The 23,449-nt window shown below is 49.6% G+C and carries 26 protein-coding genes; 11 read left to right on the top strand and 15 right to left on the bottom strand.

Annotated elements, in window-relative coordinates; translation table 11 throughout:
• Nucleotides 1-22: 22 nt before the first annotated feature.
• On the bottom strand, nucleotides 23-688 hold the full coding sequence (locus WC1_RS12930; protein ID WP_003032428.1) for a MarC family NAAT transporter: 666 nt from the start codon (nucleotides 686-688) through the stop codon (nucleotides 23-25).
• Between the two features lie 257 nt (nucleotides 689-945).
• Here WC1_RS12930 and marR point away from each other — a divergent pair, with 257 nt between their 5' ends.
• Genes marR through marB form a run of 3 tightly spaced genes read left to right on the top strand, consistent with a single transcriptional unit; the run spans nucleotide 946 to nucleotide 2,031 of the window.
• Nucleotides 946-1,380, top strand: coding sequence for a multiple antibiotic resistance transcriptional regulator MarR (marR, locus tag WC1_RS12935; protein WP_003032426.1), 435 nt, complete (start codon nucleotides 946-948; stop codon nucleotides 1,378-1,380).
• A gap of 18 nt (nucleotides 1,381-1,398) precedes the next feature.
• On the top strand, nucleotides 1,399-1,782 hold the full coding sequence (marA, locus tag WC1_RS12940) for an MDR efflux pump AcrAB transcriptional activator MarA (RefSeq protein ID WP_003032424.1): 384 nt from the start codon (nucleotides 1,399-1,401) through the stop codon (nucleotides 1,780-1,782).
• 30 nt (nucleotides 1,783-1,812) lie between these two features.
• On the top strand, nucleotides 1,813-2,031 hold the full coding sequence (gene marB / locus WC1_RS12945) for a multiple antibiotic resistance protein MarB (protein ID WP_003032422.1): 219 nt from the start codon (nucleotides 1,813-1,815) through the stop codon (nucleotides 2,029-2,031).
• A 30-nt stretch (nucleotides 2,032-2,061) separates the two neighbouring features.
• Here the strand turns inward: marB and eamA are convergent, their stop codons facing one another.
• Nucleotides 2,062-2,961 (bottom strand): O-acetylserine/cysteine exporter, encoded by a 900-nt coding sequence (gene eamA, locus WC1_RS12950; RefSeq protein WP_016150229.1) that lies wholly within the window; start codon nucleotides 2,959-2,961, stop codon nucleotides 2,062-2,064.
• A 198-nt stretch (nucleotides 2,962-3,159) separates the two neighbouring features.
• On the opposite strand from eamA, the gene ydeE reads away from it, so the two are divergent.
• Nucleotides 3,160-4,347: an efflux MFS transporter YdeE gene (ydeE, locus tag WC1_RS12955; RefSeq protein ID WP_016150228.1), complete on the top strand. Its 1,188-nt coding sequence runs from the start codon at nucleotides 3,160-3,162 to the stop codon at nucleotides 4,345-4,347.
• 43 nt (nucleotides 4,348-4,390) lie between these two features.
• Here ydeE and urtE read toward each other — a convergent pair whose 3' ends face one another.
• Genes urtE through urtA form a run of 5 tightly spaced genes read right to left on the bottom strand, consistent with a single transcriptional unit; the run spans nucleotide 4,391 to nucleotide 9,858 of the window.
• On the bottom strand, nucleotides 4,391-5,089 hold the full coding sequence (gene urtE, locus WC1_RS12960) for an urea ABC transporter ATP-binding subunit UrtE (RefSeq protein WP_003032416.1): 699 nt from the start codon (nucleotides 5,087-5,089) through the stop codon (nucleotides 4,391-4,393).
• 9 nt (nucleotides 5,090-5,098) lie between these two features.
• Nucleotides 5,099-5,896, bottom strand: a complete 798-nt coding sequence (gene urtD / locus WC1_RS12965; RefSeq protein WP_003032414.1) for an urea ABC transporter ATP-binding protein UrtD — start codon at nucleotides 5,894-5,896, stop codon at nucleotides 5,099-5,101.
• Nucleotides 5,896-6,969, bottom strand: coding sequence for an urea ABC transporter permease subunit UrtC (gene urtC / locus WC1_RS12970; RefSeq protein WP_016150227.1), 1,074 nt, complete (start codon nucleotides 6,967-6,969; stop codon nucleotides 5,896-5,898). The genes urtD and urtC overlap by 1 nt, the downstream gene beginning before the upstream one ends.
• Nucleotides 6,969-8,543 (bottom strand): urea ABC transporter permease subunit UrtB, encoded by a 1,575-nt coding sequence (gene urtB / locus WC1_RS12975; protein WP_016150226.1) that lies wholly within the window; start codon nucleotides 8,541-8,543, stop codon nucleotides 6,969-6,971. The genes urtC and urtB overlap by 1 nt, the downstream gene beginning before the upstream one ends.
• A 43-nt stretch (nucleotides 8,544-8,586) precedes the next feature.
• On the bottom strand, nucleotides 8,587-9,858 hold the full coding sequence (urtA, locus tag WC1_RS12980) for an urea ABC transporter substrate-binding protein (RefSeq protein ID WP_003032408.1): 1,272 nt from the start codon (nucleotides 9,856-9,858) through the stop codon (nucleotides 8,587-8,589).
• Between the two features lie 486 nt (nucleotides 9,859-10,344).
• Here urtA and mgtS point away from each other — a divergent pair, with 486 nt between their 5' ends.
• The gene (gene mgtS, locus WC1_RS24695) at nucleotides 10,345-10,440 is read left to right on the top strand and encodes a protein MgtS (protein WP_003032406.1); all 96 of its coding nucleotides are present in this window, start codon (nucleotides 10,345-10,347) and stop codon (nucleotides 10,438-10,440) included.
• A 283-nt stretch (nucleotides 10,441-10,723) separates the two neighbouring features.
• On the opposite strand, the gene WC1_RS12990 is transcribed toward mgtS, so the two are convergent.
• From WC1_RS12990 to dcp, 3 genes are all read right to left on the bottom strand, one after another.
• On the bottom strand, nucleotides 10,724-11,650 hold the full coding sequence (locus WC1_RS12990) for a diguanylate cyclase (RefSeq protein ID WP_016150225.1): 927 nt from the start codon (nucleotides 11,648-11,650) through the stop codon (nucleotides 10,724-10,726).
• Between the two features lie 197 nt (nucleotides 11,651-11,847).
• The gene (locus WC1_RS12995; protein ID WP_003836310.1) at nucleotides 11,848-12,066 is read right to left on the bottom strand and encodes a hypothetical protein; all 219 of its coding nucleotides are present in this window, start codon (nucleotides 12,064-12,066) and stop codon (nucleotides 11,848-11,850) included.
• 288 nt (nucleotides 12,067-12,354) lie between these two features.
• Nucleotides 12,355-14,400, bottom strand: coding sequence for a peptidyl-dipeptidase Dcp (gene dcp, locus WC1_RS13000; protein ID WP_016150224.1), 2,046 nt, complete (start codon nucleotides 14,398-14,400; stop codon nucleotides 12,355-12,357).
• A gap of 137 nt (nucleotides 14,401-14,537) precedes the next feature.
• Between dcp and ydfG the strand changes: the two genes are divergently transcribed.
• The 3 genes from ydfG (at nucleotide 14,538) to ydfZ (ending at nucleotide 16,452) form a co-directional block, all read left to right on the top strand.
• On the top strand, nucleotides 14,538-15,284 hold the full coding sequence (ydfG, locus tag WC1_RS13005; RefSeq protein ID WP_003032398.1) for a bifunctional NADP-dependent 3-hydroxy acid dehydrogenase/3-hydroxypropionate dehydrogenase YdfG: 747 nt from the start codon (nucleotides 14,538-14,540) through the stop codon (nucleotides 15,282-15,284).
• 86 nt (nucleotides 15,285-15,370) lie between these two features.
• Complete coding sequence (locus tag WC1_RS13010; RefSeq protein WP_003032396.1) at nucleotides 15,371-16,057, top strand: GntR family transcriptional regulator; 687 nt, start codon at nucleotides 15,371-15,373, stop codon at nucleotides 16,055-16,057.
• A gap of 191 nt (nucleotides 16,058-16,248) precedes the next feature.
• Nucleotides 16,249-16,452, top strand: coding sequence for a putative selenium delivery protein YdfZ (gene ydfZ, locus WC1_RS13015; RefSeq protein WP_003032393.1), 204 nt, complete (start codon nucleotides 16,249-16,251; stop codon nucleotides 16,450-16,452).
• Between the two features lie 75 nt (nucleotides 16,453-16,527).
• Here ydfZ and WC1_RS13020 read toward each other — a convergent pair whose 3' ends face one another.
• From WC1_RS13020 to WC1_RS13035, 4 genes are all read right to left on the bottom strand, one after another.
• Complete coding sequence (locus tag WC1_RS13020; protein WP_016150223.1) at nucleotides 16,528-17,994, bottom strand: mannitol dehydrogenase family protein; 1,467 nt, start codon at nucleotides 17,992-17,994, stop codon at nucleotides 16,528-16,530.
• A gap of 163 nt (nucleotides 17,995-18,157) precedes the next feature.
• Nucleotides 18,158-19,492 (bottom strand): MFS transporter, encoded by a 1,335-nt coding sequence (locus tag WC1_RS13025; protein WP_003836325.1) that lies wholly within the window; start codon nucleotides 19,490-19,492, stop codon nucleotides 18,158-18,160.
• 60 nt (nucleotides 19,493-19,552) lie between these two features.
• A complete protein-coding gene (gene rspA, locus WC1_RS13030; RefSeq protein WP_003032386.1) occupies nucleotides 19,553-20,767 on the bottom strand; it encodes a starvation-sensing protein RspA in 1,215 nt (404 codons plus the stop codon).
• A 107-nt stretch (nucleotides 20,768-20,874) separates the two neighbouring features.
• Nucleotides 20,875-21,201, bottom strand: coding sequence for a YnfA family protein (locus WC1_RS13035; RefSeq protein ID WP_003032384.1), 327 nt, complete (start codon nucleotides 21,199-21,201; stop codon nucleotides 20,875-20,877).
• Between the two features lie 153 nt (nucleotides 21,202-21,354).
• Between WC1_RS13035 and WC1_RS13040 the strand changes: the two genes are divergently transcribed.
• Together WC1_RS13040 and speG are read left to right on the top strand one after the other, a co-directional pair.
• Nucleotides 21,355-21,696: a DUF1283 family protein gene (locus WC1_RS13040; RefSeq protein WP_003032382.1), complete on the top strand. Its 342-nt coding sequence runs from the start codon at nucleotides 21,355-21,357 to the stop codon at nucleotides 21,694-21,696.
• Between the two features lie 35 nt (nucleotides 21,697-21,731).
• Entirely contained in the window at nucleotides 21,732-22,292 is a 561-nt protein-coding gene (gene speG / locus WC1_RS13045; RefSeq protein ID WP_003032379.1) for a spermidine N1-acetyltransferase, read from the top strand.
• A gap of 7 nt (nucleotides 22,293-22,299) precedes the next feature.
• On the opposite strand, the gene WC1_RS13050 is transcribed toward speG, so the two are convergent.
• Nucleotides 22,300-23,010: a YnfC family lipoprotein gene (locus tag WC1_RS13050; protein ID WP_003843601.1), complete on the bottom strand. Its 711-nt coding sequence runs from the start codon at nucleotides 23,008-23,010 to the stop codon at nucleotides 22,300-22,302.
• A gap of 102 nt (nucleotides 23,011-23,112) precedes the next feature.
• Between WC1_RS13050 and WC1_RS13055 the strand changes: the two genes are divergently transcribed.
• A complete protein-coding gene (locus WC1_RS13055) occupies nucleotides 23,113-23,421 on the top strand; it encodes a DUF1161 domain-containing protein (protein ID WP_096890173.1) in 309 nt (102 codons plus the stop codon).
• Nucleotides 23,422-23,449: the final 28 nt, after the last annotated feature.

Raw genomic sequence — 23,449 nt, 5'->3', positions numbered from 1 at the left:
AAATATTACCGGGCATAGTGTTTTAAGCGTAGGTTTTGATAATTTCCAGCACGCCGTTAATAATAAACTGCACGCCCATACACACCAGCAGGAAGCCCATCAAACGAGAAATCGCTTCGATACCACCTTTACCGACCAGCCGCATGATCCCCCCGGAACTGCGCAAACAGCCCCACAGGATAATCCCGACAACCGCAAAAATAATCGGCGGCGCGATCATGATCACCCAGTCCGGAAATTCGGAGCCATGACGCACGGTTGACGCGGAACTGATGATCATCGCAATCGTCCCCGGACCGGCAGTGCTTGGCATGGCCAGCGGTACAAAGGCGATATTGGCCGTCGGTTCGTCTTCCAGCTCTTCAGACTTGCTTCTCGCTTCCGGAGAATCATGCGCCTTCTGCTGTGGAAACAGCATCCGAAAGCCGATAAACGCAACGATTAACCCACCCGCAATACGTAACCCGGGAATCGAAATCCCGAACGTATTCATTACCACCTGCCCGGCGTAGTAGGCCACCATCATAATGGCAAATACATAGACAGATGCCATGAGTGACTGACGGTTACGCTCTGCGCTGTTCATATTGCCGGCGAGGCCAAGGAACAACGCCACTGTGGTTAACGGGTTTGCCAACGGTAACAGGACTACCAGCCCCAGTCCTATTGCTTTAAACAAGTCCATCATAATGTCATCTTTCCTGTGCGTTAATCGTCAGCGGCAAGTATACGGTGAAATCCGCGAGATAAGCCATTTTCGTGATGTAAGGATTCATTTTTCATCCGCACGTATAAACCATAATTATCAAACCGTTAAAATTCCACTCGCCAGGTATTTAGTCTGATGATTTAGCAAAACGTGGCATTTGCGGATCCATTCGTTTGACTTATATTTGCCTAAGCAATAATATCAGCCGTGACTAACTACTTGCCAGGGCAACCATTGTGAAAAACACCAGTGATCTGTTTAACGAAATCATCCCACTGGGTCGTTTGATCTATATGGTTAATCAGAAAAAAGATCGTTTGCTAAACGACTATCTGTCACCGCTGGATATCACGGCATCGCAGTTCAAGGTGCTCTGCTCCATCCGTTGCGCGGTGTGCATCACCCCTGTCGAATTGAAAAAAGTGCTGTCTGTCGACCTTGGCGCCCTGACGCGGATGCTGGACAGACTGGCCTGTAAAGGCTGGATAGAAAGGCTTCCGAATCCACATGATAAGCGTGGCGTGCTGGTAAAACTCACCGATCATGGCGCAGCAATTTGCGAGCAGTGTCATCAATTAGTAGGGCAAGACCTGCACCAGGAACTAACAAAAAACTTAACGGCGGATGAAGTAGCCACACTTGAGCACTTGCTTAAGAGAATCCTGCCGTAAACAGAAAGAGGTATGACGATGTCCAGACGCAATACTGACACAATCACTATTCATAGCATTTTGGACTGGATCGAAAATAACCTTGAATCGCCGCTCTCACTGGAAAAAGTGTCTGAGCGTTCAGGTTACTCCAAATGGCACCTGCAACGGATGTTTAAAAAAGAAACCGGTCATTCACTGGGTCAATACATTCGCAGCCGTAAAATGACTGAAATAGCGCAAAAATTAAAAGAGAGTAACGAGCCCATTCTTTATCTGGCAGAGCGTTACGGTTTTGAGTCTCAGCAGACGCTGACCCGGACATTCAAAAACTATTTTGATGTTCCGCCGCACAAATACCGTATGACGAATATGCATGGCGAATCGCGCTATTTGCTTCCACTCAATCAATGTAATTGCTAATCGCCAGTTAACGACGTAACCGAGGAAATCATGAAACTTCTGTCTTATGCAATGCTGGCCCTGCTGTTTGTTGTTTCGGGTCAGAGCATGGCGGAACAGACCGCGCAACCTGCCACACAGAACAGTCGCGACGCGATGATTATGCCCCCTGCGCACGATCAGTCCCCGTTCGATTTTAATCATATGGGTGCAGGCAGCGACAAGTCCGACGAATTAGGTGTGCCTTATTACAATCTGCGCAACCTGTAATTATATTGCCCCGCTACTGCGGGGCTTTTTTTAGCCCTTCACCGACGCAACTTTACGCAACCGAAAACCAAACACATTGATATACAGCCCAGCCATGATCAGTAGCGCACCAAGTAGCTGTAATCCGCTAAGTGTTTCGTCCAGCAGTACGGCCGCACTCGCCAGACCGACAACCGGCACCAACAGCGATAGCGGCGCTACCCGCCAGGTCTCATAGCGTCCGAGTAACGAACCCCAGATGCCATAACCCACAATGGTCGCCACAAACGCCAGATACACCAGTGACAGAATAGTCGTCAAATCTATCGCCACCAGACTTTGGGTAATTTGCGCTGGACCATCGAGAAGTAATGAGGCCAGGAAGAACGGAACAATGGGGATTAACGCGCTCCATACCACCAACGACATAACGGCCGGACGCGATGTATGCTGCATGATTTTTTTGTTAAAGATATTGCCGCAGGCCCAGCTTAGCGCCGCCGCCAGCGTCAGCATAAAACCGAGCATGCCAACATGCTGACCGTTCAGACTGGCTTCAATCAGTACCAGCACACCAAATACCGCCAGCGCAATTCCTACCAGCTGTTTACCCTGCAGACGTTCGCCAAAGGCGAATGCCCCCAGAATGATGGTGAAAAACGCCTGAGCCTGTAATACCAGAGAAGCTAACCCGGCAGGCATACCGAATTTGATGGCGCTGAAGAGAAACGCGAACTGTCCAAAACTAATTGTCAGGCCGTAGCCGAGTAAAAGCGAAAGCGGAATTTTCGGGCGGGCAACAAAAAAAATCGCCGGGAACGCCACCAACAAAAAGCGTAACCCTGCCAACATCAACGGCGGCATATTGTGCAAACCCACTTTAATGACAACAAAGTTCAGTCCCCAAACCACAACGACCAGTAACGCCAATAACCCGTCTTTACGCGACATACCACCGCCCCTGCAAATATTAAATTTTTGTAAACAAGTTAAAGTAACGGAAATCGTTGTACCGTAACAGATCATTAATTCAGGTAGGCCACACAGGGCATTTTCGGACAACTTATTGGGTGTACATCACACTTTTAGCATGCTATTTGTTTCTGATATCTAAAAAAAACATAACAACATGCATTGTCGGGCAGGAAAATGAATATCTCTCTGAGAAGGTCCACTCTCGCGTTACTTGCGTCATCTTTGTTATTAACCATTGGTCGTGGCGCCACGCTGCCATTTATGACGATTTACCTCAGTCGACAGTATCAACTGAGCGTCGACCTGATCGGTTATGCGATGACGGTTGCACTGACCATAGGCGTCGTCTTCAGCCTTGGCTTTGGTATTCTGGCCGACAAGTTCGATAAAAAACGCTATATGTTGCTGGCTATCTGCGGCTTTGCCTCCGGCTTTATTGCTATTCCGCTGGTGCATAACGTCGTGATAGTGGTTTTGCTCTTTGCCCTGATCAACTGCGCCTACTCCGTCTTCGCCACGGTGCTGAAAGCCTGGTTTGCCGATAACTTGTCTGCGACCAACAAAACGAAAATTTTCTCACTTAACTATACCGTGCTGAACATCGGCTGGACCGTTGGTCCGCCGCTGGGCACGCTGCTGGTTATGCAAAGCATTAACCTGCCGTTCTGGCTGGCTGCCGCCTGTTCTGCGCTACCTCTGGTGTTTATCCAGACGTGGGTAAAACGTTCACCGGCAACCGCAGAAGGTGTAAATGCCGCTGTTTGGTCCCCTTCAGTACTGCTGCGCGACAGAGCATTATTCTGGTTTACGCTGTCAGCATTTTTGGCATCATTCGTTGGCGGCGCCTTTGCATCCTGTATTTCGCAATACGTTATGGTGGTCGCCGATGGCGATTTTGCCGAGAAAGTGGTGGCAGTCGTCCTGCCCGTCAACGCCGCCATCGTAGTATCACTGCAGTACGCACTTGGTCGCAGGCTCACCGCCACGAATATCCGCCCGTTAATGACATTGGGTACAGTCTTCTTTGTCGTTGGCCTGGTTGGTTTCGCTTTCTCCGGCAACAGTCTGTTGTTATGGGGAATTTCTGCTGCCTTTTTCACTATCGGCGAAGTCATCTACGCGCCGGGTGAATACATGCTTATCGACAACATCGCGCCAGCAGGTATGAAAGCCAGCTATTTTTCCGCCCAGTCGTTAGGCTGGCTTGGCGCAGCGGTTAACCCATTAGTCAGCGGCGTCATTTTAACCACATTGCCACCATGGTCGCTGTTTGTGGCGCTGATAGTGGCGATCGTTCTTGCCTGGGCGCTAATGATAAAAGGCATGCGCGCCAAACCCTGGGGCCAGACGGCGGTCTGCTAGTTATTATGTTCGCGACAGAGCCACAGTCGCTCTGTCGCATACCTCAGATAGCAACCAGTCCCCGAACGCCCTCGGCCTCCATATTTTTACCGTCGCCGCTTTGAATAATGCTGCCCCGCGACATCAACAGGTATTTGTCGGCGAGCTGCTCGGCAAAATCATAGAACTGCTCCACCAGCAAAATGGCCATATCGCCGCGATGCGCCAGTTGGGAAATCACCTGACCAATCTCTTTAATCACCGACGGCTGGATCCCCTCGGTAGGCTCATCAAGGATCAGCAATTGTGGGCGACTTGCCAGTGCTCGCCCAATCGCCAGTTGCTGCTGCTGCCCGCCGGACAAATCTCCGCCCCGCCGATGCTTCATTTCCTGTAAAACCGGAAAGAGCGCGTAAATATCATCCGGCACATGTCGGGCCTCCGGTGCTGAAAAACGGGAAAGGCCGAGCAGCAAATTCTCTTCTACCGTCAAACGAGGAAAAATATCACGCCCCTGCGGGACATACGCCACACCGGCCCTGACCCGCTGATGCGGCTTCCAGTGAGTGACATTTTTCTCCTGCCAGAGCACGCTTCCGCTGCGGGCCGGAATAAGCCCCATCAGACACTTAAGTAGCGTTGTTTTCCCCACGCCGTTACGCCCCAGCAGACATGTCACCTCACCGATACGCGCTTCAAAGTTCACCCCGCGCAGAATATGACTGCCGCCATAATATTGATTCAGTTCTTTCACCTGCAGCATCTGCACTCCTTAACGCCCGAGATAAACTTCAATAACCTGCTCGTTGGCCTGCACTTCACGAAGGCTCCCCTGAGCCAGGACACGTCCTTGATGTAATACTGTAACGCGATCGGCAATGGTTTCGACAAATCCCATATCGTGCTCAACAACCATCAGAGAGTGCTTACCGGCAAGCTGGCGAAACAGCTCCGCCGTGTATTCCGTTTCCGCATCCGTCATCCCCGCCGCGGGTTCATCCAGTAGCAGTAAATGTGGCTCCTGTACCAGCAGCATGCCAATTTCGAGAAACTGTTTTTGCCCATGCGAAAGCAGACCGGCGCTGCGGGCCCGCTCATTACCCAGCCGCAACAGCGCCAGTACTTCATCAATACGATCCCGCTGTTCGCCTGAGAGTCGTGCCCGTAGAGAACCCCAGACAGATTTATCATTTTTCAGCGCCAGCTCCAGGTTATCTTCCACCGTTAATGCTTCAAATACCGTGGGCTTTTGAAATTTCCGTCCAATCCCCTGACGTGCAATGGCAATGGGATCCAGCGTCGTTAAGTCGGTCGACTGATCGTATATCGCACGACCACTTTGCGGCCTGGTTTTGCCGGTAATGACATCCATTAACGTCGTTTTTCCGGCGCCGTTGGGTCCGATGATGCAACGCAGTTCCCCAACCCCAATATTGAGCGTGAGATCGGTTAGCGCCTGAAAGCCATCGAAGTTAACGTTAATTTTTTCCAGCTGTAGCACCGGATCAGTCTGGTTGCGAAACCGATCCCCCGGCATCTGGCGAGTAAATAGCCCTTCATCTGGCTGCATTATTTGTCTCCCTTGCGAAACAGACCAATTACACCTCGGGGTAAAAACAGCGTAACGCCAATAAAGATCAGGCCAAGAAACAGCTGCCAGTATTCCGGCATAATCACCGTAAACAGGCTTTTCGCACCGTTCACCAACACGGCGCCGAATACCGGGCCGATCAGGGTTCCACGTCCGCCGAGGGCAACCCAAATCGCCGCTTCAATCGAGTTGGTCGGCGACATTTCGCTGGGGTTAATGATCCCCACCTGCGGAACATACAGCGCCCCTGCCAGGCCGCACAGTACAGCGGAAAGCGTCCACACCAGTAACTTGAAACCTTTCGGATCGTAACCACAGAACATCAGACGGTTCTCTGCATCCCGCACGGCAGTCAAAATACGACCGAACTTACTGCGGGCCAGCGCCAGTCCCAGCCATAATGCCAGCACCAGCAGCATGACCGTCGCCAGAAACAGCGCGATACGGGTTGAGGTGGCGGTTACCGGGAATCCCAGAATGGTGGTAAAGCCGGTAAAACCGTTATTTCCCCCAAAACCCGTTTCGTTGCGAAAAAACAGCAGCATTCCTGCGAACGTTAGGGCCTGGGTCATGATAGAGAAATAGACCCCTTTGATTTTTGACCGAAAGGCAAACCAACCGAATACCAGCGCCAGCAGGCCAGGAACCAGAACGACCAGCAGGAGCGCCCAGATAAAATGTTGCGTCCCCCACCAAAACCACGGCAACTCGCTCCACGACAGGAATGACATGAAGGCCGGTAATCCTTCGCCAGAGGCCTGGCGCATCAGGTACATTCCCATCGCATACCCTCCCAGCGCAAAGAAAATACCGTGTCCCAGCGAGAGCATGCCGGCATAGCCCCACACCAGATCCAGCGCGACCGCGACAATGGCATAACAGAGAATTTTCCCGGCCAGCGTTAGCGTCCACACCGATATAGCCAGCGGATGGTCCGCAGGTAACAGCGCAAGAAACGGCAGAGTAATCAACGCCAGCAATAACCCCAGCCCCAGGATGCGCGTCGCGCGTGGCGCTTTACGCGCCAGCGTTAATGTCATTGGCATCGTCATCAGTCAATAACCCTCCCTTTTAGCGCGAACAACCCCTGCGGACGTTTCTGAATAAACAGAATAATCAGCACCAGAATCATGATTTTGCCTAGAATCGCCCCCACCTGAGGCTCCAGAATTTTATTGAAGATCCCCAGTCCAAACGCCGCGGCCACGCTCCCGGCGAGTTGTCCCACGCCGCCCAGTACCACCACCAAAAAAGAATCGATAATGTAGCTTTGCCCCAACTCCGGTCCTACGTTACCTAATTGCGAGAGCGCCACGCCTCCCAGTCCGGCAATGCCTGAACCAAGGCCAAAGGCCAGCATATCGACGCGTCCGGTAGGTACGCCGCAGCAGGCCGCCATATTGCGATTTTGCGTCACGGCACGCACACGCAGCCCGAGACGCGTTTTATTCAACAGCAGCCATGTGAAGAACAGCACCAGCATGGCAAAGCCAAGCACCACAATTCGGTTCCACGGTAAAATCAGATTGGCATAAACCTGAATCCCCCCTGAAAGCCATGCCGGATTGGCGACTTCCAGGTTTTGCGCGCCGAAGGACATACGCACCAACTGGATGAGCATCAGGCTGATCCCCCAGGTCGCCAGCAGCGTTTCGAGAGGACGCCCGTATAAATGGCGGATCACCCCGCGCTCAAGCAGCATTCCCACCGCCGCGGTAAGTAAAAAGGCAACCGGCAGCGCAATAACCGGATACCAGGCTAGCCATTGCGGGAAAAACTGGCTCATCAGCTGTTGTACCATCCAGGTACAGTAAGCCCCGAGCATTAACATCTCGCCATGCGCCATATTAATGACGCCGAGTAATCCATAGGTTATAGCCAGACCCAATGCCGCCAGCAGCAAAATTGAGCCCAGTGACAGCCCCATAAAGGCCTGTCCAAGAAGATCGCCAATCTTCATGCGATGCGCGATGGAATTCAGGCTTTCGCCAGCGGCAGCACGCACGCGGGTATCGGGTTCATGTTCAGCCTGGGTGAATGGTTGCAGGCGCGCCTGAGTTTCAGGATCATTTGACGCCCCTAATAGTTCGATTGCCTGACGTCTGACCTCCGGCGAGGAACTGTTCAGCTGCAGATTTGCCAGTGCAATAGCCAGCGCGGATTTCACATCACCATTTGACTCCTGAGCCAGTCGTTGCTGTAAAAACGGCAGCATATCCGGCTGTGCCTCACGCTGTAATGTACGAGCTGCCTCTAACCTTAATATGACACTGTCACTTAAAAGCAGATGGACAGCCAACGCTCCTGCCACCAGATTACGCAGGCGGTTAGTCAGGCGAATTTTTTTTAGCTCGCCGTTTGGGGTTGTCGCTGTTCCTAACGGTTGTGCGTGCGAGCCGTTCATGATGAAGGTATTTTTCGCGTTATCAGTCAGCAGATTCTCATTTCGCAACGCGCTGAGCAGCGGGATGCGCTGAACATCGGGATTCACCGCCCATTGTTCAAGCAAGGCGGCCTGCTGAGTTCGATTTGCGGCTGTAAAGGTATCGGCATCTGATGCCTGTGCTATCCACGGCAAAAACCACGTCAGCAACAACACACCACGAATAAAGCGCATAGCTTTCATGAGCGTTCTCCAAAGCGGTACCCTCCCGCAGGAGGGCACACGATCAGTTGCTGGCGGTTTTCACAGGCTGTTCAGATTTTTTATCATTACCAGCGATGTACGGACTCCATGGCTGGGCGCGGACCGGCTCATCGGTTTGCCATACCACGTTAAACTGGCCATTGCCCTCAATCTCGCCAATCATGACGGGTTTATGCAGGTGATGGTTGGTCGCATCCATGGTCAGGGTAAAGCCTGATGGCGCAGCGAAGGATTGCCCCGCCATTGCAGCGCGAACTTTATCCACATCGGTCGTTCCGGCTTTTTCTACCGCCTGCGCCCACATATGGAGGCCAACATACGTAGCTTCCATGGGGTCGTTTGTCACCACCGATTCAGCATTTGGTAATTTGTGCGCTTTGGCATACGCCCGGTAATCCGCGACAAACTTCTTGTTGGCAGCGTTATCGACGGACTCAAAGTAGTTCCAGGCTGCAAGGTTGCCCACCAGCGGTTTGGTATCAATACCGCGTAACTCCTCCTCACCCACGGAGAATGCCACCACAGGAACATCGGTGGCTTTCAGGCCCTGGTTGGCCAACTCTTTATAGAATGGAACGTTAGAATCGCCGTTGATGGTTGATACCACCGCCGTTTTCCCCCCTGCGGCGAATTTTTTAATACTGGCGACAATGGTCTGGTAATCGCTGTGTCCGAATGGGGTGTACACCTCTTCGATGTCTTTATCGGCAACTCCTTTTGAGTGCAAAAAGGCGCGTAGAATTTTGTTGGTCGTGCGTGGATAAACATAATCCGTGCCCAGCAGGAAGAAGCGTTTCGCGCTGCCGCCGTCCTCACTCATCAGATACTCAACCGCAGGGATCGCCTGCTGGTTGGGGGCTGCGCCGGTATAGAAGACGTTAGGCGACATCTCCTCACCTTCATATTGCACTGGGTAAAACAGCAGACCGTTCAATTCTTCAAATACTGGTAGAACCGATTTACGCGAAACCGATGTCCAGCAGCCAAAAACTGCCGCTACCTTATCCTGACTCAGCAACTGCCTTGCTTTTTCAGCAAATAAGGGCCAGTTCGAGGCTGGGTCAACCACCACCGGTTCCAGCTTTTTACCCAACACACCGCCCTGAGCATTAATTTCATCGATGGTCATCAACGCCACATCTTTTAGCGGCGTTTCGGATATGGCCATCGTGCCGGATAAAGAATGCATGATGCCAACTTTGATGGTGTCGGCTGCCTGAACGCTAAAACTCACGCCCATTGCTACAACAGAGGCAGAAAGTGCAAAAGCTTTTAAAAATGTACGACGCTGCATAGTTTCACTCCTGAAATTAAACTTGCTGAAAGCTCCGGTGCAGCCGGGCAGACAAAACGGTGCAAATTAAAGGTGTTCAGAAGTGATAAGGCAAAAACGATGCCAGATATTAAAACATCATATAAAATCAATAAATTAGCATCTCGAGCACAAAAATCAGTATTACATTTTCCCACCAAACGGGTTAATCAAAGGAAAAATTGAACCACCATGAGACAACTCTGCATTATAAACGTGCAACAATCTGTGTCAGCAGCACACTGTCATAGCAGCGTCTCAGGGTTTAAAAACAGGATTATTTGTGCGCAGATAAATGTGTCTCGTCACTATTATTTATTTTATTCGACGTGCTCATGTCAAAAATTTACTTTTCAGCCGAAATAATCACACAGTTCAGCCTTTGTTTAAGATTGAATTGCTACTATAGTCATAAGCGAGGTGAACTTAAGGTAAGAGAGGAAACTCACAGATAAAGGAGCATTTACTATGCTGGGTAATATGAATATTTTTATGGCTGTTCTGGGAATTATTTTATTTTCCGGTTTCCTGGCCGCGTATTTTAGCCACAGATGGGATGATTGATGAACGGAGATAGTCCTGCACCGACCCGGCCCCTTGTTGCGTAGCTGCACAAGGGGCCATTTTTTTGCCCAAATCGCGCTCGTGGTACCTTTTTCCTGATTTACAGATAAAAAAAACCGCCGGATAAACCAGCGGTAAATGCTTGCATGGATAGATTTGTGTTTTGCTTTTATACGCTATCTGGCAATTCCCTGCGAAGATAACGGATAGTCAGCTAACCTATCATCAACAACCCCAATGAAAGTTAAACGAAACGCAACTACCTCAAAGCGTTTTCGAAAACTCACGCACTGAGGGGATACGAGGTCCCGTCATTGGTGTCCACCAACGCGATCTGCTCATTTTCATCCATAAACATACAGCGATTTCTGCCGGTCTGTTTCCCCTGATACATCGCCCTGTCAGCCCGACCAAGCGCGGTATCCAGCGTTTCACCCGGTTGAACCCGGGTTATGCCAGCCGTTACCGTGATAGCGATCTCTCCATCAGAGTAGGGAATTTTTTTCTGACCAATCAAACGACAAAGTCTCAAACCCGCCTGGCATGCCTGCTCGTCCGTTTTTGTTCTGATGATGATAATGAACTCTTCTCCACCGTAGCGGTACGCCACCTCATCATATCGCGTCCATGACAATAAATTTGATGCCAGAGCCCGCAATACAACGTCACCAACCAAATGGCCGTAGGTATCGTTAACGTATTTAAAACGATCGATATCTAACAACAATATATAGAGATTAAGCGGTTCGGCATCGAGTAGTTGTTGGTCAAATGACTCATCAAGCATTCTTCTCCCGGGTAAACCCGTTAATACATCGATATTACTGCGGATATTCAATAAATATATCTTGTAGTCCATTACAGCAGACGTAAATGCCAATAGCGCGTCCTGGAAGCTGTCGAAATGCCATGGATGGCTACGATTCTCCACTATTGCCAATAGCAACTCCTTTCCTATTACATGCATTTTTTCATGAGCAGAATAAATCTTGCTCACATAACTACTACCATCCTCATTGTTCAGCGATTGATCATTTATCCATTTCCCAAATCGACAAACAGAATGAGCGTTGTCACCCGTAATATCGGGATGAGTAACATCTGAGGACACTGCGCAGCGGAACATTTTTACCAGCCATTTGTAGTGGGCATCAATTGAGTTGTTCAACTCATTTATGATTGCATCTATTTCCTTCGTATTTCTCATCATCACGTTCTCTCTCCCTGTTCGAGCGTTTCTGATGGAATTATCTTAACGATAAAAAAGAAAATTTATGTAAATTTTTTAATAGTAATTAATAAGCCGCGATTAACAATAGCATTGCGCTATGCCACTGGTCGCGGCATAGCGAGTATCGCCGACTCAGTTCATACCTGGCTCAAATTGGTCGCGGTTCATTGAGCCTTTTATTTTCGCGGATAGATAAAAACCGATAAGAAAGCTGATGTGTATGCCTTAAGCTTTTTATAGCTATGAATGTCCAGTGTCAGTGATGCTACCGTCAGAGTTGTTACGGTCAGGATAAAAATTACAATATCCTCTGCTGTCGCCAGTGGCCAATTCTCAAAGTAGGTTTGCAGACTGTTAAGGACGATTTTATCAACAAGTTCTGTACGTTCAGGCATGTTTAAGACCTCTATGAAGTTCAACGTTTTGGAACAATGATTGTCGCACAGAGTAAAAGTAACTTTTTCCGGTAAGGACGTTAAATTGCAGGGTTCTTTTCTTAGATAATTCAAATAAACGGGCATCACATCCGGTTGTTGATGCGCGAAGCGACAGTAAGCAGTAGGCCGGATGGCGCTTCGCTATCCGGCCTACTGCATAATTCCCTTTTCATCACAATGATGAATTTATCGGCATCATTATGTTTAACTAAGCTGAATTGAGGACTTTCCCCCTCTGAACAAACCTTACGCGCTCAAACCACGATGTTCCAGCATCGACTCCATTCGTGGTTCTCGTCCACTCCACTGGCGATAGAGTTCAGCTAAATCAGTGCTATTTCCGCGGGACAAAATCGCTTCGCGGAATTTCTGCCCGTTTTCACGGGTTAATCCGCCCTGCTCTACAAACCACTGATAGCCGTCATCGGCCAGCATTTGCGTCCACAGATAGGCGTAATAACCCGCGGCATAACCGCCGCCGAAGATATGGGCAAAATAACTGCTGCGATAACGTGGTGGCACGGCCTTGAGATCCAAACCTTCTGCTGCCAGCGCCTGTTGTTCAAATTGATCGACCGAAAGAGATAACGCGCTATTTTCCAGACCGTGCCAGCGCATATCCAGCAATGCAGCACTGAGCAGTTCGGTCATGTCGTAACCTTTGTTAAACAGGCTGGCCTGCTGCATTTTATCTCGCAACGCCTGCGGCATTTGCTCCCCGGTAACAACATGACGAGCAAAACGAGCAAAGACCTGCGGATGACTCGCCCAGTGTTCGTTAATCTGCGAAGGAAATTCAACAAAATCACGCGGAGTGTTGGTCCCTGAAAGCGTGGCGTAACGCTGAGTGGCGAACAGACCGTGCAACGTGTGCCCAAACTCATGAAATAACGTAATAACATCATCCCACAATAACAATGCAGGCTGACCTTTTGCCGGTTTTTGATAATTACACACGTTGTAAATAACCGGCCGGGTTTCATTGAGTTGCGATTGCTCAACAAAATTGCCCATCCAGGCACCACCGCTTTTCGATTCCCGGGCAAAGAAATCGCCGTAAAATAACGCCAGACCTACGCCATCGTGATCAAATATTTCCCATACCCTAACATCCGGGTGATAAACAGGAATGTCGAACCGTTCTATAAATTTTATGCCAAAGAGTTGATTGGCCGTCCAGAAAACGCCTTCGTTCAGCACCGTATCAAGGGCAAAGTAAGGTTTGAGCTGCGCCTCATCCAGAGCATATTTCTCACGACGAACCTGCTCAGCATAAAATGCCCAGTCCCAAGCCTCGACGTTAAATTGCCCCTGTTCGTGATTGATAACATTCTGGATTTCGGCCTGTTCATCTAATGCCCGAGCTCGCGCGGCAGGAACAATCGCCCGCATGAAAGTCAGTGCAGCTTCCGGTGTTTTTGCCATCTGGTCGGCAATTTTCCATGCAGCGTAATTGGCAAAACCGAGTAGTTTCGCCTGCTGCATCCGGATCTCGACCAGTCGCTGAATAATAGCCCGAGTATCGTTAGCGTCATTGTTTTCTGCTCTCTTCCATGCGCGGGTGAACAGACTTTCACGTGTATGGCGATCGCGTAACGCCGCAAGCGCCGGTTGCTGAGTCGTGTTCAATAGCGGGATAACCCAACGCGCGTCGAGCCCTTTCTCCCTTGCAGCTTCAGCGGCAACGGCAATTTCCTCAGCGCTGAGTCCCTCCAGATAACGTGCATCATCCACCACCAGAGCAGCAGACTTGTTCGCTGCCAGCAGCCGTTGGTTAAACTGGCTGGTCAGCGTGGCGGACTCTGTATTGAGCGCTTTAAGGTTCGCTTTATCAGTCTCATTCAGACATGCGCCGGCCAGTACAAAACGCTGGTGGATGACCTCCAGCAAGCGTAATGATTCGCTTTCCAGCCTCAGAGAACCTCTCCGTTGCCAGACAGCGTCAACGCGCGAGAAGAGTGCTTCATTGAGATAGATATCATTGGCAAGGCTCGCCAGTTCCGCGGAAAACTCTTCGTCAAGGTGCTGTAGTTCATCGTTGGTGTGCGCCGCCGTCATCGCGAAGAAAACGCTGGTTACGCGTGTCAACAAAGCGCCGCTTTGTTCAAGCGCCAGCAACGTATTGGCAAAATCAGGGGCTAGCGGGTTTTGCACAATCGCCTCGATCTCTGCACGTTTTTGCCGCACGCCTTCATCGAACGCCGGGCGATAGTGCTGCACCTCTATCTGATCAAACTGCGGGGCCTGATACGGCAACGTGCTGTGACGTAAAAAAGGATTCGTTAACGACATTTTTCACTCCTGAAAACGATTTGTTTACCAGAGTAGACTTCCCAGGAATCAACCGCAATCGCGTTACGCAGGAATAGCTCTGAACGGAAATGACGTGCTATGTTAGTACTACATAAAAAGCGTTGAGGAACAGTGAGATGATCGTTTTAGTAACCGGAGCAACCGCAGGTTTTGGTGAGTGCATTACGCGTCGTTTTATTGAGAATGGGCATAAAGTTATTGCCACCGGACGCCGCCAGGAGCGCCTGCAGGAACTGAAAGAGGAATTGGGTGACCGCCTCTATACCGCGCAACTGGACGTACGTAATCGTGCATCAATTGAAGAGATGCTGGACGCCCTCCCTGCTGAATGGCGCAATATTGATGTTCTGGTCAACAACGCAGGTCTGGCGCTGGGCCTTGAGCCTGCCCATAAGGCCAGCGTTGAAGACTGGGAAAATATGATCGACACCAACAACAAGGGGCTGGTTTATATGACCCGTGCCGTTCTGCCAGGCATGGTTGAACGCAACCGCGGTCATATTATCAATATCGGTTCTACAGCGGGCAGTTGGCCATACGCTGGCGGTAACGTCTACGGTGCGACCAAAGCATTTGTTCGCCAGTTTAGCCTGAATTTACGTACTGATTTACACGGCACTGCCATTCGCGTTACCGACATCGAACCGGGTCTGGTTGGCGGTACGGAATTCTCTAATGTCCGTTTCAAAGGTGATGATGCCAAAGCTGAAAAAGCCTACGAAAATACCACGGCGCTGACCCCGCAAGATGTCACAGAAGCGGTATGGTGGGTGGCTTCTTTACCGGCTCATGTCAATATCAACACCCTTGAAATGATGCCTGTCACACAGTCTTTTGCCGGGCTGAGTATTCATCGGAGCTAATTTATCTGCCCGGCCTTGCGCCGGGTATAGATAGCCTGAAAGAAGTGATAAAATATCCGGGTTAACTCTCTAAAAAGTAAGAATGAATGACCGTAGAAACGCAGCTCAACCCTACACAGCCAGTAAATCAACAGATTTACCGTATTCTTCGCCGTGATATCGTGCATTGTCTGATCGCACCCGGTACACCGCTGTCTGAGAAAGAGGTTTCCGTACGCTTTAATGTGTCGCGCCAGCCGGTACGAGAAGCATTCATCAAACTGGCAGAAAACGGTCTGATTCAGATCCGCCCACAGCGTGGCAGCTATGTGAACAAGATTTCGCTGTCGCAGGTGCAAAATGGTTGTTTTGTCCGCCAGGCGATTGAATGTGCCGTGGTACGCCGCGCCGCATCGCTGATCAACGACCAACAGTGCTATCAGCTTGAACAAAATTTGCATCAGCAGCGCATAGCAATTGACCGAAAACAGATCAATGATTTCTTCCAGCTTGATGATGAGTTTCATCAGAAACTGGCTTTAATCGCCGAGTGCCAACTCGCCTGGGATACCGTTGAGAATATAAAGGCTACAATTGACCGCGTTCGTTATATGAGCCTGGATCATATTTCCCCGCCTGAAATGCTGTTACGCCAGCATCACGATATCTTTGCCGCCCTTGAGAAGCATGATGGCGATGCGGTCGAGCGCGCAATGATGCTCCATCTCCAGGAAATTGGTGAGTCCGTTCAGCTTATTCGTCAGGAAAATAGCGACTGGTTCAGCGAAGATTAATACTACGCTCGCCTCACACCGGGGTGAGTTTCTCCTGCGTTTTCCCCTCTCCTGCATAACTGCATAAAAAAAGCTGTGATTTTGATCGAAAACAAAAAAAATCCTTAACGAGAAGCGTATTTATATTGCGCCCGTTACGTGGGACTAAAAGCCCACGGGCTTTGACGGTAAGTTGGAAAGGAGAAAACACCATGAAAACATACGATCGTAACCGTAACGCAATCACCACTGGCAGCCGCGTCATGATCAGCGACACCGGGCTCACAGGCCGCATTACAGCGATAGATACCGATGGCCTGACCGCTGAGCAGATTCGCCGCGGAAAAACAGTGGAAATCGAAGGGTGTGAAGGCAAATATGCCCCCCTCGAGCTGATTCGTTTAGGCATGAACTAATTGGTGTGAATGCCAGAAAAAACAGCGCCATCTGGCCCGTTGAAAGCCAGATGGCGACATAAAACATAATCTTCGTTACTTCAGTTTTGCTGCATACTTCGCAACCGTCGCCTTCGCTCCTTCAGCCAGTAAAGCAAGATATGCTTGTGTAACCTGGTTTTTGAACAATTCAACCTGCGGCAGTTCACGACCAAAGATAGCATCAATCGCCAGCAGCGCCTGAACGCGCTCTTCGCCCTCGTTACTGCTACGCACCGCATTCTGGATCACGGGCAACAGCGGATCGCTAATTTCAATCGCCTGGCCCTGCTCATCCACACCGCCGACGTAGCGCATCCAGCCCGCCACGCCCAGCGCCAGTAAATCAAAGTGACTGCCGTTAACAATGTGCCAACGAACGGAATCAAGCATACGCTGCGGCAATTTTTGGCTTCCGTCCATAGCGATCTGCCAGGTACGATGACGCAGTGCCGGGTTGCTGTAACGCTCAATTAACAGATCGGCATAACGCTGTAGATCAACACCTTTTACTTTCAGCGTGGGTGCTTGTTCCTGCAACATCAGCGCACGAGCAGCAAGACGATAGTTTTCATCGTCCATACAATCATTAATGTGTTGATAACCAGCCAGATAACCAAGATAAGCCAGGAAAGAGTGGCTGCCGTTGAGCATACGCAGTTTCATCTCTTCAAACGGAATGACATCTGCCACCAGCTCCGCTCCTGCCTTCTCCCATTCAGGGCGACCGGAAACAAAGTTATCTTCGATAACCCACTGACGGAAAGGCTCACATGCCACACCTGCCGGGTCGCGTACGCCAGTGATGTGTTCAATTTTGTCCAGAGTCTCTGGGGTAACTGCCGGGACAATTCGGTCAACCATAGTCGACGGGAACGTCACATGTTGTTCGATCCACGCAGCCAGTTCTTCATCCACCGCTCTGGCATACGCGGTGACAACATTACGCATTACATGACCGTTTTCAGGCATGTTGTCGCAGGACATCACAGTAAAGGCGGCTAAACCTGCCGCTTTGCGGCGTGCCAAAGCCTCAACCACTACGCCTGGCGCAGTTTTTGGCTGTTTTGGGTTTTGCAGATCGGCGGCAATCATTGGATTGTCTAACATCAGTTCACCGGTCGCCGGAGAATGGCAGTATCCTTTCTCCGTTATGGTCAGGGAAACGATCGCGACCTGTGGTTCACACATCGCTGCCAGTACGCTTTCCAGACCATCAACCTGTGCATGCAATGCATTTTTCACCACGCCCACGACTCTCGCAGTCCAGGCATCAGCAGACATCTCTGCAACGGTATACAGATTATCTTGCTGTTTCAGATCGAAAATCTGCTGCTCGCCGCCAATCAGATTCACTTCGCAGTAGCCCCAGTCACTGCCGTGGTCTGCAGCCAAAATGTCAGCGTAAACCCCCTGATGTGCGCGGTGAAACGCGCCAAACCCCAGATGAACAATACGCGGAACCAGTTTTGTACGATCGTAGTCAGGAAGTGCAGCCTTTGCCGCTAAGAGCTTGTTTTGCATGGTATGGCCTACTTATAAATGAAATCAGGACTGTTCCAGAGTAACGCCTGTATGGTTGTATGTTTTGATTTGCATTAAGCTTTTTATGATTGGTATGACATCAATATCTAAGCTATATACCACCTGAAAGATGAATATGGCGGCACACTGCCGCCAAAGAAGATTAGTGTTTCTGCCACTGCTGGTATTCACGTTTTAGTCTCTGCGGCGCGGTTTCAGGCATCATTAGCAAACCAATGACTGAGATGACGCCTAGTACAATCACGTAGGTTGCCAGTCCATAATAATGCCCACCAGTAACCTGCAGAATCTTCACAGCCACCAGCCCCAGGATCCCACTACCTATCAGCGATCCTAACTGCCAAATTAATGCAATACCGCTACAGCGAATGTGCGTAGGGAAAAGCTCCGGGAAATAAGAGGCCTGAGGCGCATAGCACATACTATGTCCAAAACTCAGAACCAGAATCATCACAAGCTGTGTTAGCCAGAAATTATCCTGATTAATTGCCAGGAAGAATGGAATAATCATAACAACCTGAAGAAGCGCACCCATAATATAGACGGGTTTACGCCCAATTCTGTCACACAGCGATCCCATTAGAGGTATGGCAACAATTTCTATTATCACTGCGACAATCATTGTCTCCATCAAGATATTTGCATCAAGATTATTTGCTTTACCGTAAGCAAGGACAATCACAGTAAACATAGCAAATGTGCAAGCTTCAATAAGCTTAGCGCACACTCCCTTAACAACAATACCAGGGAAATCACGAATGACTTCGACTAATGGTCGCGATTCTTCTGCTTTTGTCTCCCTAATCTGAGCAAAGACTGGTGACTCATCAATTTTTAAGCGGATAAACAGCCCAACAATAACCAGTAGCAGGCTTAACAGGAACGGTATACGCCACCCATAATCCATCATTGCCTCTGGAGAAAGCGTGGCATTCAACAACGCAAAGAGTGCCAAAGGCAGAAGGAAGCCAACCGGAGCGCCGATTTGAACCCAACTGGAGAAAAAACCACGATGCTTGGGTTCAGAGTATTCAGCAGTCATCAGTACTGCACCGGCTTGTTCACCTCCAACACCAAAGCCTTGTAATACACGAATAAAAATAAGTAAAGCTGGGGCCCATACACCTATTTTTTCGTATGTAGGTAACAAGCCAATACAGAATGTCCCTAAGCCAACGATTAATATCGTAATCACCAGAGCTTTTTTGCGTCCAACTTTATCGCCAATATGTCCAAAGACAATTCCGCCTAATGGTCTTGCGAGGAAACCAACAGCATAGGTAGCAAAAGCCGCGAGTGTACTAATTAACGGATCATCACTTGGGAAAAATAAATGGCCAAAAAAGAGTACAGCTGCTGTGCCATATGCAAAAAAATCATAATACTCAGCAGCAGTACCAATTGCGGATGCTGAAGCCACTCGGCGAATAATGGGCTTATTATCTACGTTGTTTTTAATATCGACTGAACTAACCATAAGTTTAACCTTCTGTAGGGTATTGGGTTAATCAACATCTTTCGTACGTAAAATTTATATTTACCAGTTCCACAGCGTGCCATCTTCCAGGCGAGCAACAGGCAGATATGCAGGGTCATACGGATATTTCGCCGCCAGTTTTTCGTCAAACTCGATCCCAAGGCCGGGTTTGTCTCCTGGGTGCATATAGCCGTTATCAAAGGTCCAGTTATGTGGGAATACTTCCAGCATCTGCTCGGAATAGCCCATATATTCCTGTACGCCGAAGTTCGGCACCCACAGATCAAAATGCAGCGCGGCGGCCATGCACACAGGCGATAGATCGGAAGGTCCATGTGAACCGGTACGTACCTGATACAGCGACGCGAAATCAGCAATCCGGCGCATACCGGTGATACCACCTGCATGGGTGATGGTGGTGCGGATATAGTCGATCAATTGTTCTTCGATCAGCTGTTTGCAGTCCCAGATGCTATTGAACACTTCCCCTACCGCAATCGGCGTGACGGTATGCTGGCGGATCAGGCGGAAGCACTCCTGGTTTTCAGCTGGGGTTGGGTCTTCCATCCAGAACAGACGATATTGCTCAATGCTTTTGCCAAAACGGGCCGCTTCAATTGGCGTCAGACGGTGATGCATGTCGTGCAGGAGATGTTCGTTGAAACCGAATTTATCGCGCACGGCTTCAAACAGTTTTGGCGTGAAATCGAGATATTTCTCCGTTGACCATAACTGTTCTTCCGGCCATTGCCCTTTAGTGGCAGGTTCATAGGCTAGTCCTTTGCCTTTAGACATACCGTAAGTGGTTTTCATGCCCGGTACGCCACACTGCACGCGAATCGCTTTAAAACCCATTTCTTTATGACGCGCATAATCTTCCAGTACGTCATCAACGGTATGGCCAGTGGTGTGGCAATAAACCATAACTCCTTCACGAGAAGCACCGCCGAGTAACTGGTACAACGGCATATTGGCTGCTTTCGCTTTGATGTCCCACAATGCCATATCCACTGCGGAAATCGCCGACATGGTGACCGGCCCACGACGCCAGTACGCGCCTTTGTAGAAAAACTGCCAGATATCCTCAATACGATGCGCATCGCGACCAATAAGCTGCGGACACACGTGATCTTTCAGATACGACGCCACGGACAGCTCGCGTCCATTTAACGTGGCATCTCCCAGCCCGGTGATCCCATCTTCTGTCGTAATTTTCAACGTCACAAAATTACGCCCAGGACAGGTAACAAAAACATCAGCCCCAACAATCTTCATTTCTTATTCCCTACATCTGTTCTTGTGATGCATGAAATTTACTCAACTGAGCTACTACCATACAAGTATAAAAATCAAAAAAACTCTGCTTGATCACAAAAAAGGCGCTATGCGCGCCCCCATCCAGCCACAATGATCAACATGCCGCACAACGCCACCAGCGCGCCAGACCAGTCATACAAACTGAGTTTTACACCATCGACAATGCGTAGCCATAGCAGCGCGGTCACCACGTAAACACCGCCATAGGCTGCGTATACACGCCCGCTGGCTGCCGGATGGAGTGTCAGCAACCAGACGAATAAAGCCAGTGACATCCCGGCGGGTATCAGCAACCAGGCTGTAGCCCCTCGCTTAAGCCAAAGCCAGGGTAAAAAGCAGCCAATGATTTCGCATAACGCGGTGACGAAAAAAAGAAATGTGGTCTTAAGCATTGATGTTATTCAGTTACCTTCGGTTTAACTATGATACGACAGAATCTCGTTAGCGTATCCATATCCACCGGGTGGGTATGCCCGCAAACCGGAATAGTGTAGAATTTAACCCTGTTTTATCGTTTTTACCCTTTCCCATAAAAGGAATTCGCCATGAAAATTACACTGACCAAACGCCTGTGCCTGACGGCTATGCTGACGCTGGCTGCGGCTGTGTACACCTCTTCCGCATTTGCTGAAACCAGTAAACTGGTCATTGAATCCGGGGACAGTGCGCAAAGTCGTCAACAAGCAGCAATGGAAAAGGAACAATGGAACGATACGCGTCAGCTTCGCCAGAAAGTCAACAAACGTGCAGAGAAAGAGTGGGACAAAGCCGATACAGCCTTTGATAGCCGTGATAAATGCGAACAGAGCGCTAATATTAATGCGTACTGGGAACCTAACACATTGCGCTGCCTTGACCGCCGTACTGGCCGAACCGTTGCCCCATAATCATTGCACTTTGAAGGATATTGAAAGGATACGATATGACTAGCGCCCTCAGTGTTAAGTTGCGCCCGCTGGAGCGTGAAGATTTACGATTCGTCCATCAGCTTGATAATAACGCCAGCGTAATGCGTTACTGGTTTGAAGAACCTTACGAAGCGTTTGTTGAGCTGTCAGACCTGTATGACAAACACATTCACGACCAAAGCGAACGTCGCTTTGTGGTGGAATGCGACGGTGAAAAAGCCGGACTCGTGGAACTGGTTGAAATTAACCATGTGCACCGACGGGCGGAATTCCAGATCATTATTTCCCCTGATTATCAGGGCAAAGGTCTGGCTTCCCGGGCTGCTAAGCTGGCGATGGATTACGGCTTTACTGTACTCAATTTATATAAGCTGTATCTGATCGTTGATAAAGAGAACGAAAAAGCTATCCACATCTACCGTAAACTTGGCTTTATGGTCGAAGGCGAGCTGATTCATGAATTCTTTATCAACGGCCAATACCGCAACACTATACGTATGTGTATCTTCCAGCAGCAGTATCTGGCAGAACATAAAACGTCAGGTCCTAACCTGCTGCAACCTACCGCTCAATAAAGTCTGACTAATAGTACGCGATGGTGTTTTCAATTGAGTAATGGTGTTCAACTGCCGGCTTCACGCTCTCGTCAACGATAACGAGCTGGCAGTTGACCGGATTTGCGTATTCATCGTATTTGCACGTTTGTTTGACGTTGCCTACCGGATGATTGTTGAGCAGGCTCACCGCGGTGTAATCCAGCTTCTTCAACGGATCGACCGACGGTTTGGCATCAACCTGTAATGTATTGTCCTTATTGACGGTTGTTTTACCCAGCGGGTAGCCTTCCGCATCGTATCTATATTGCACCTTCATCTCTTTCCCCGTGGCAGAAACGACAAAACCGTTATCGTCGGTATCCCACACCACTCCTGCTGCAGGCAGTTCCGCCAGTTGGCATTTGCCCTGTAAACGGATCCGTTTTTCCAGCGTTTCGGCATCCCGGTAGTAGTTTGCATCCAGGACCAGCGCCATACCGGTATTGTTTTCAATATCGTGCAGTTCAAGCGTATCGAAACACCCTTCCTGTGACAGCGTACCAACGACACGCTTAGTGACCTCACCTTTATCATTGAGCAGCGTCTGGCTGAAATCTTTCACCGGCCCACGCAGCGGGTCGAAATCAAATTCATTGGAAAAACTGGCCATTTCCGGCGTAAAGGAAACCAGCCCTTTGGCGTTATCACAGCCAACCAGCACGACGCACAGGAAACCTAACAGGGTCTGTTTCTTCACATTTTTCACCGGGATAAGAAGATAATTCTCAATCATATTAGCAAATACAGTTATTTACACCAGAAATGCTAATCTTAGTTTAAGTCGATCATAAAGGAGCTGATGATGAAATACATACCAGGAATTGCCGCGATCATGTTGGTAGTCGCTTCCCCGCAGGTTCTGGCGGCACCCGCGTCATGCGAACGCGTAAAAAGCGATATCGAACAACGCATCATCAATAATGGTGTAGCTGAATCCAGCTTCACGCTGAATATAGTCCCCAACGATCAGGCCGATCAACCTGACTCACTGGTAGTCGGACATTGTGCAAATGATACGCACAAAATTCTCTATACCCGGACCAACAGCGGCAACGCCCCCGCCAATAGCACATCTGCACAAGACGGACACGTCGCCGAACCGCAATAAATCTCACCCTCCGTGCGCGGAGGGTTAC

The sequence above is a fragment of the Citrobacter sp. KTE30 genome (genome assembly GCF_000398825.1).
GTDB lineage: Bacteria > Pseudomonadota > Gammaproteobacteria > Enterobacterales > Enterobacteriaceae > Citrobacter > Citrobacter freundii.
The sequence above is the reverse complement of the archived record's forward strand: the minus strand, read 5'-3'. Positions and strand labels throughout refer to the sequence as shown.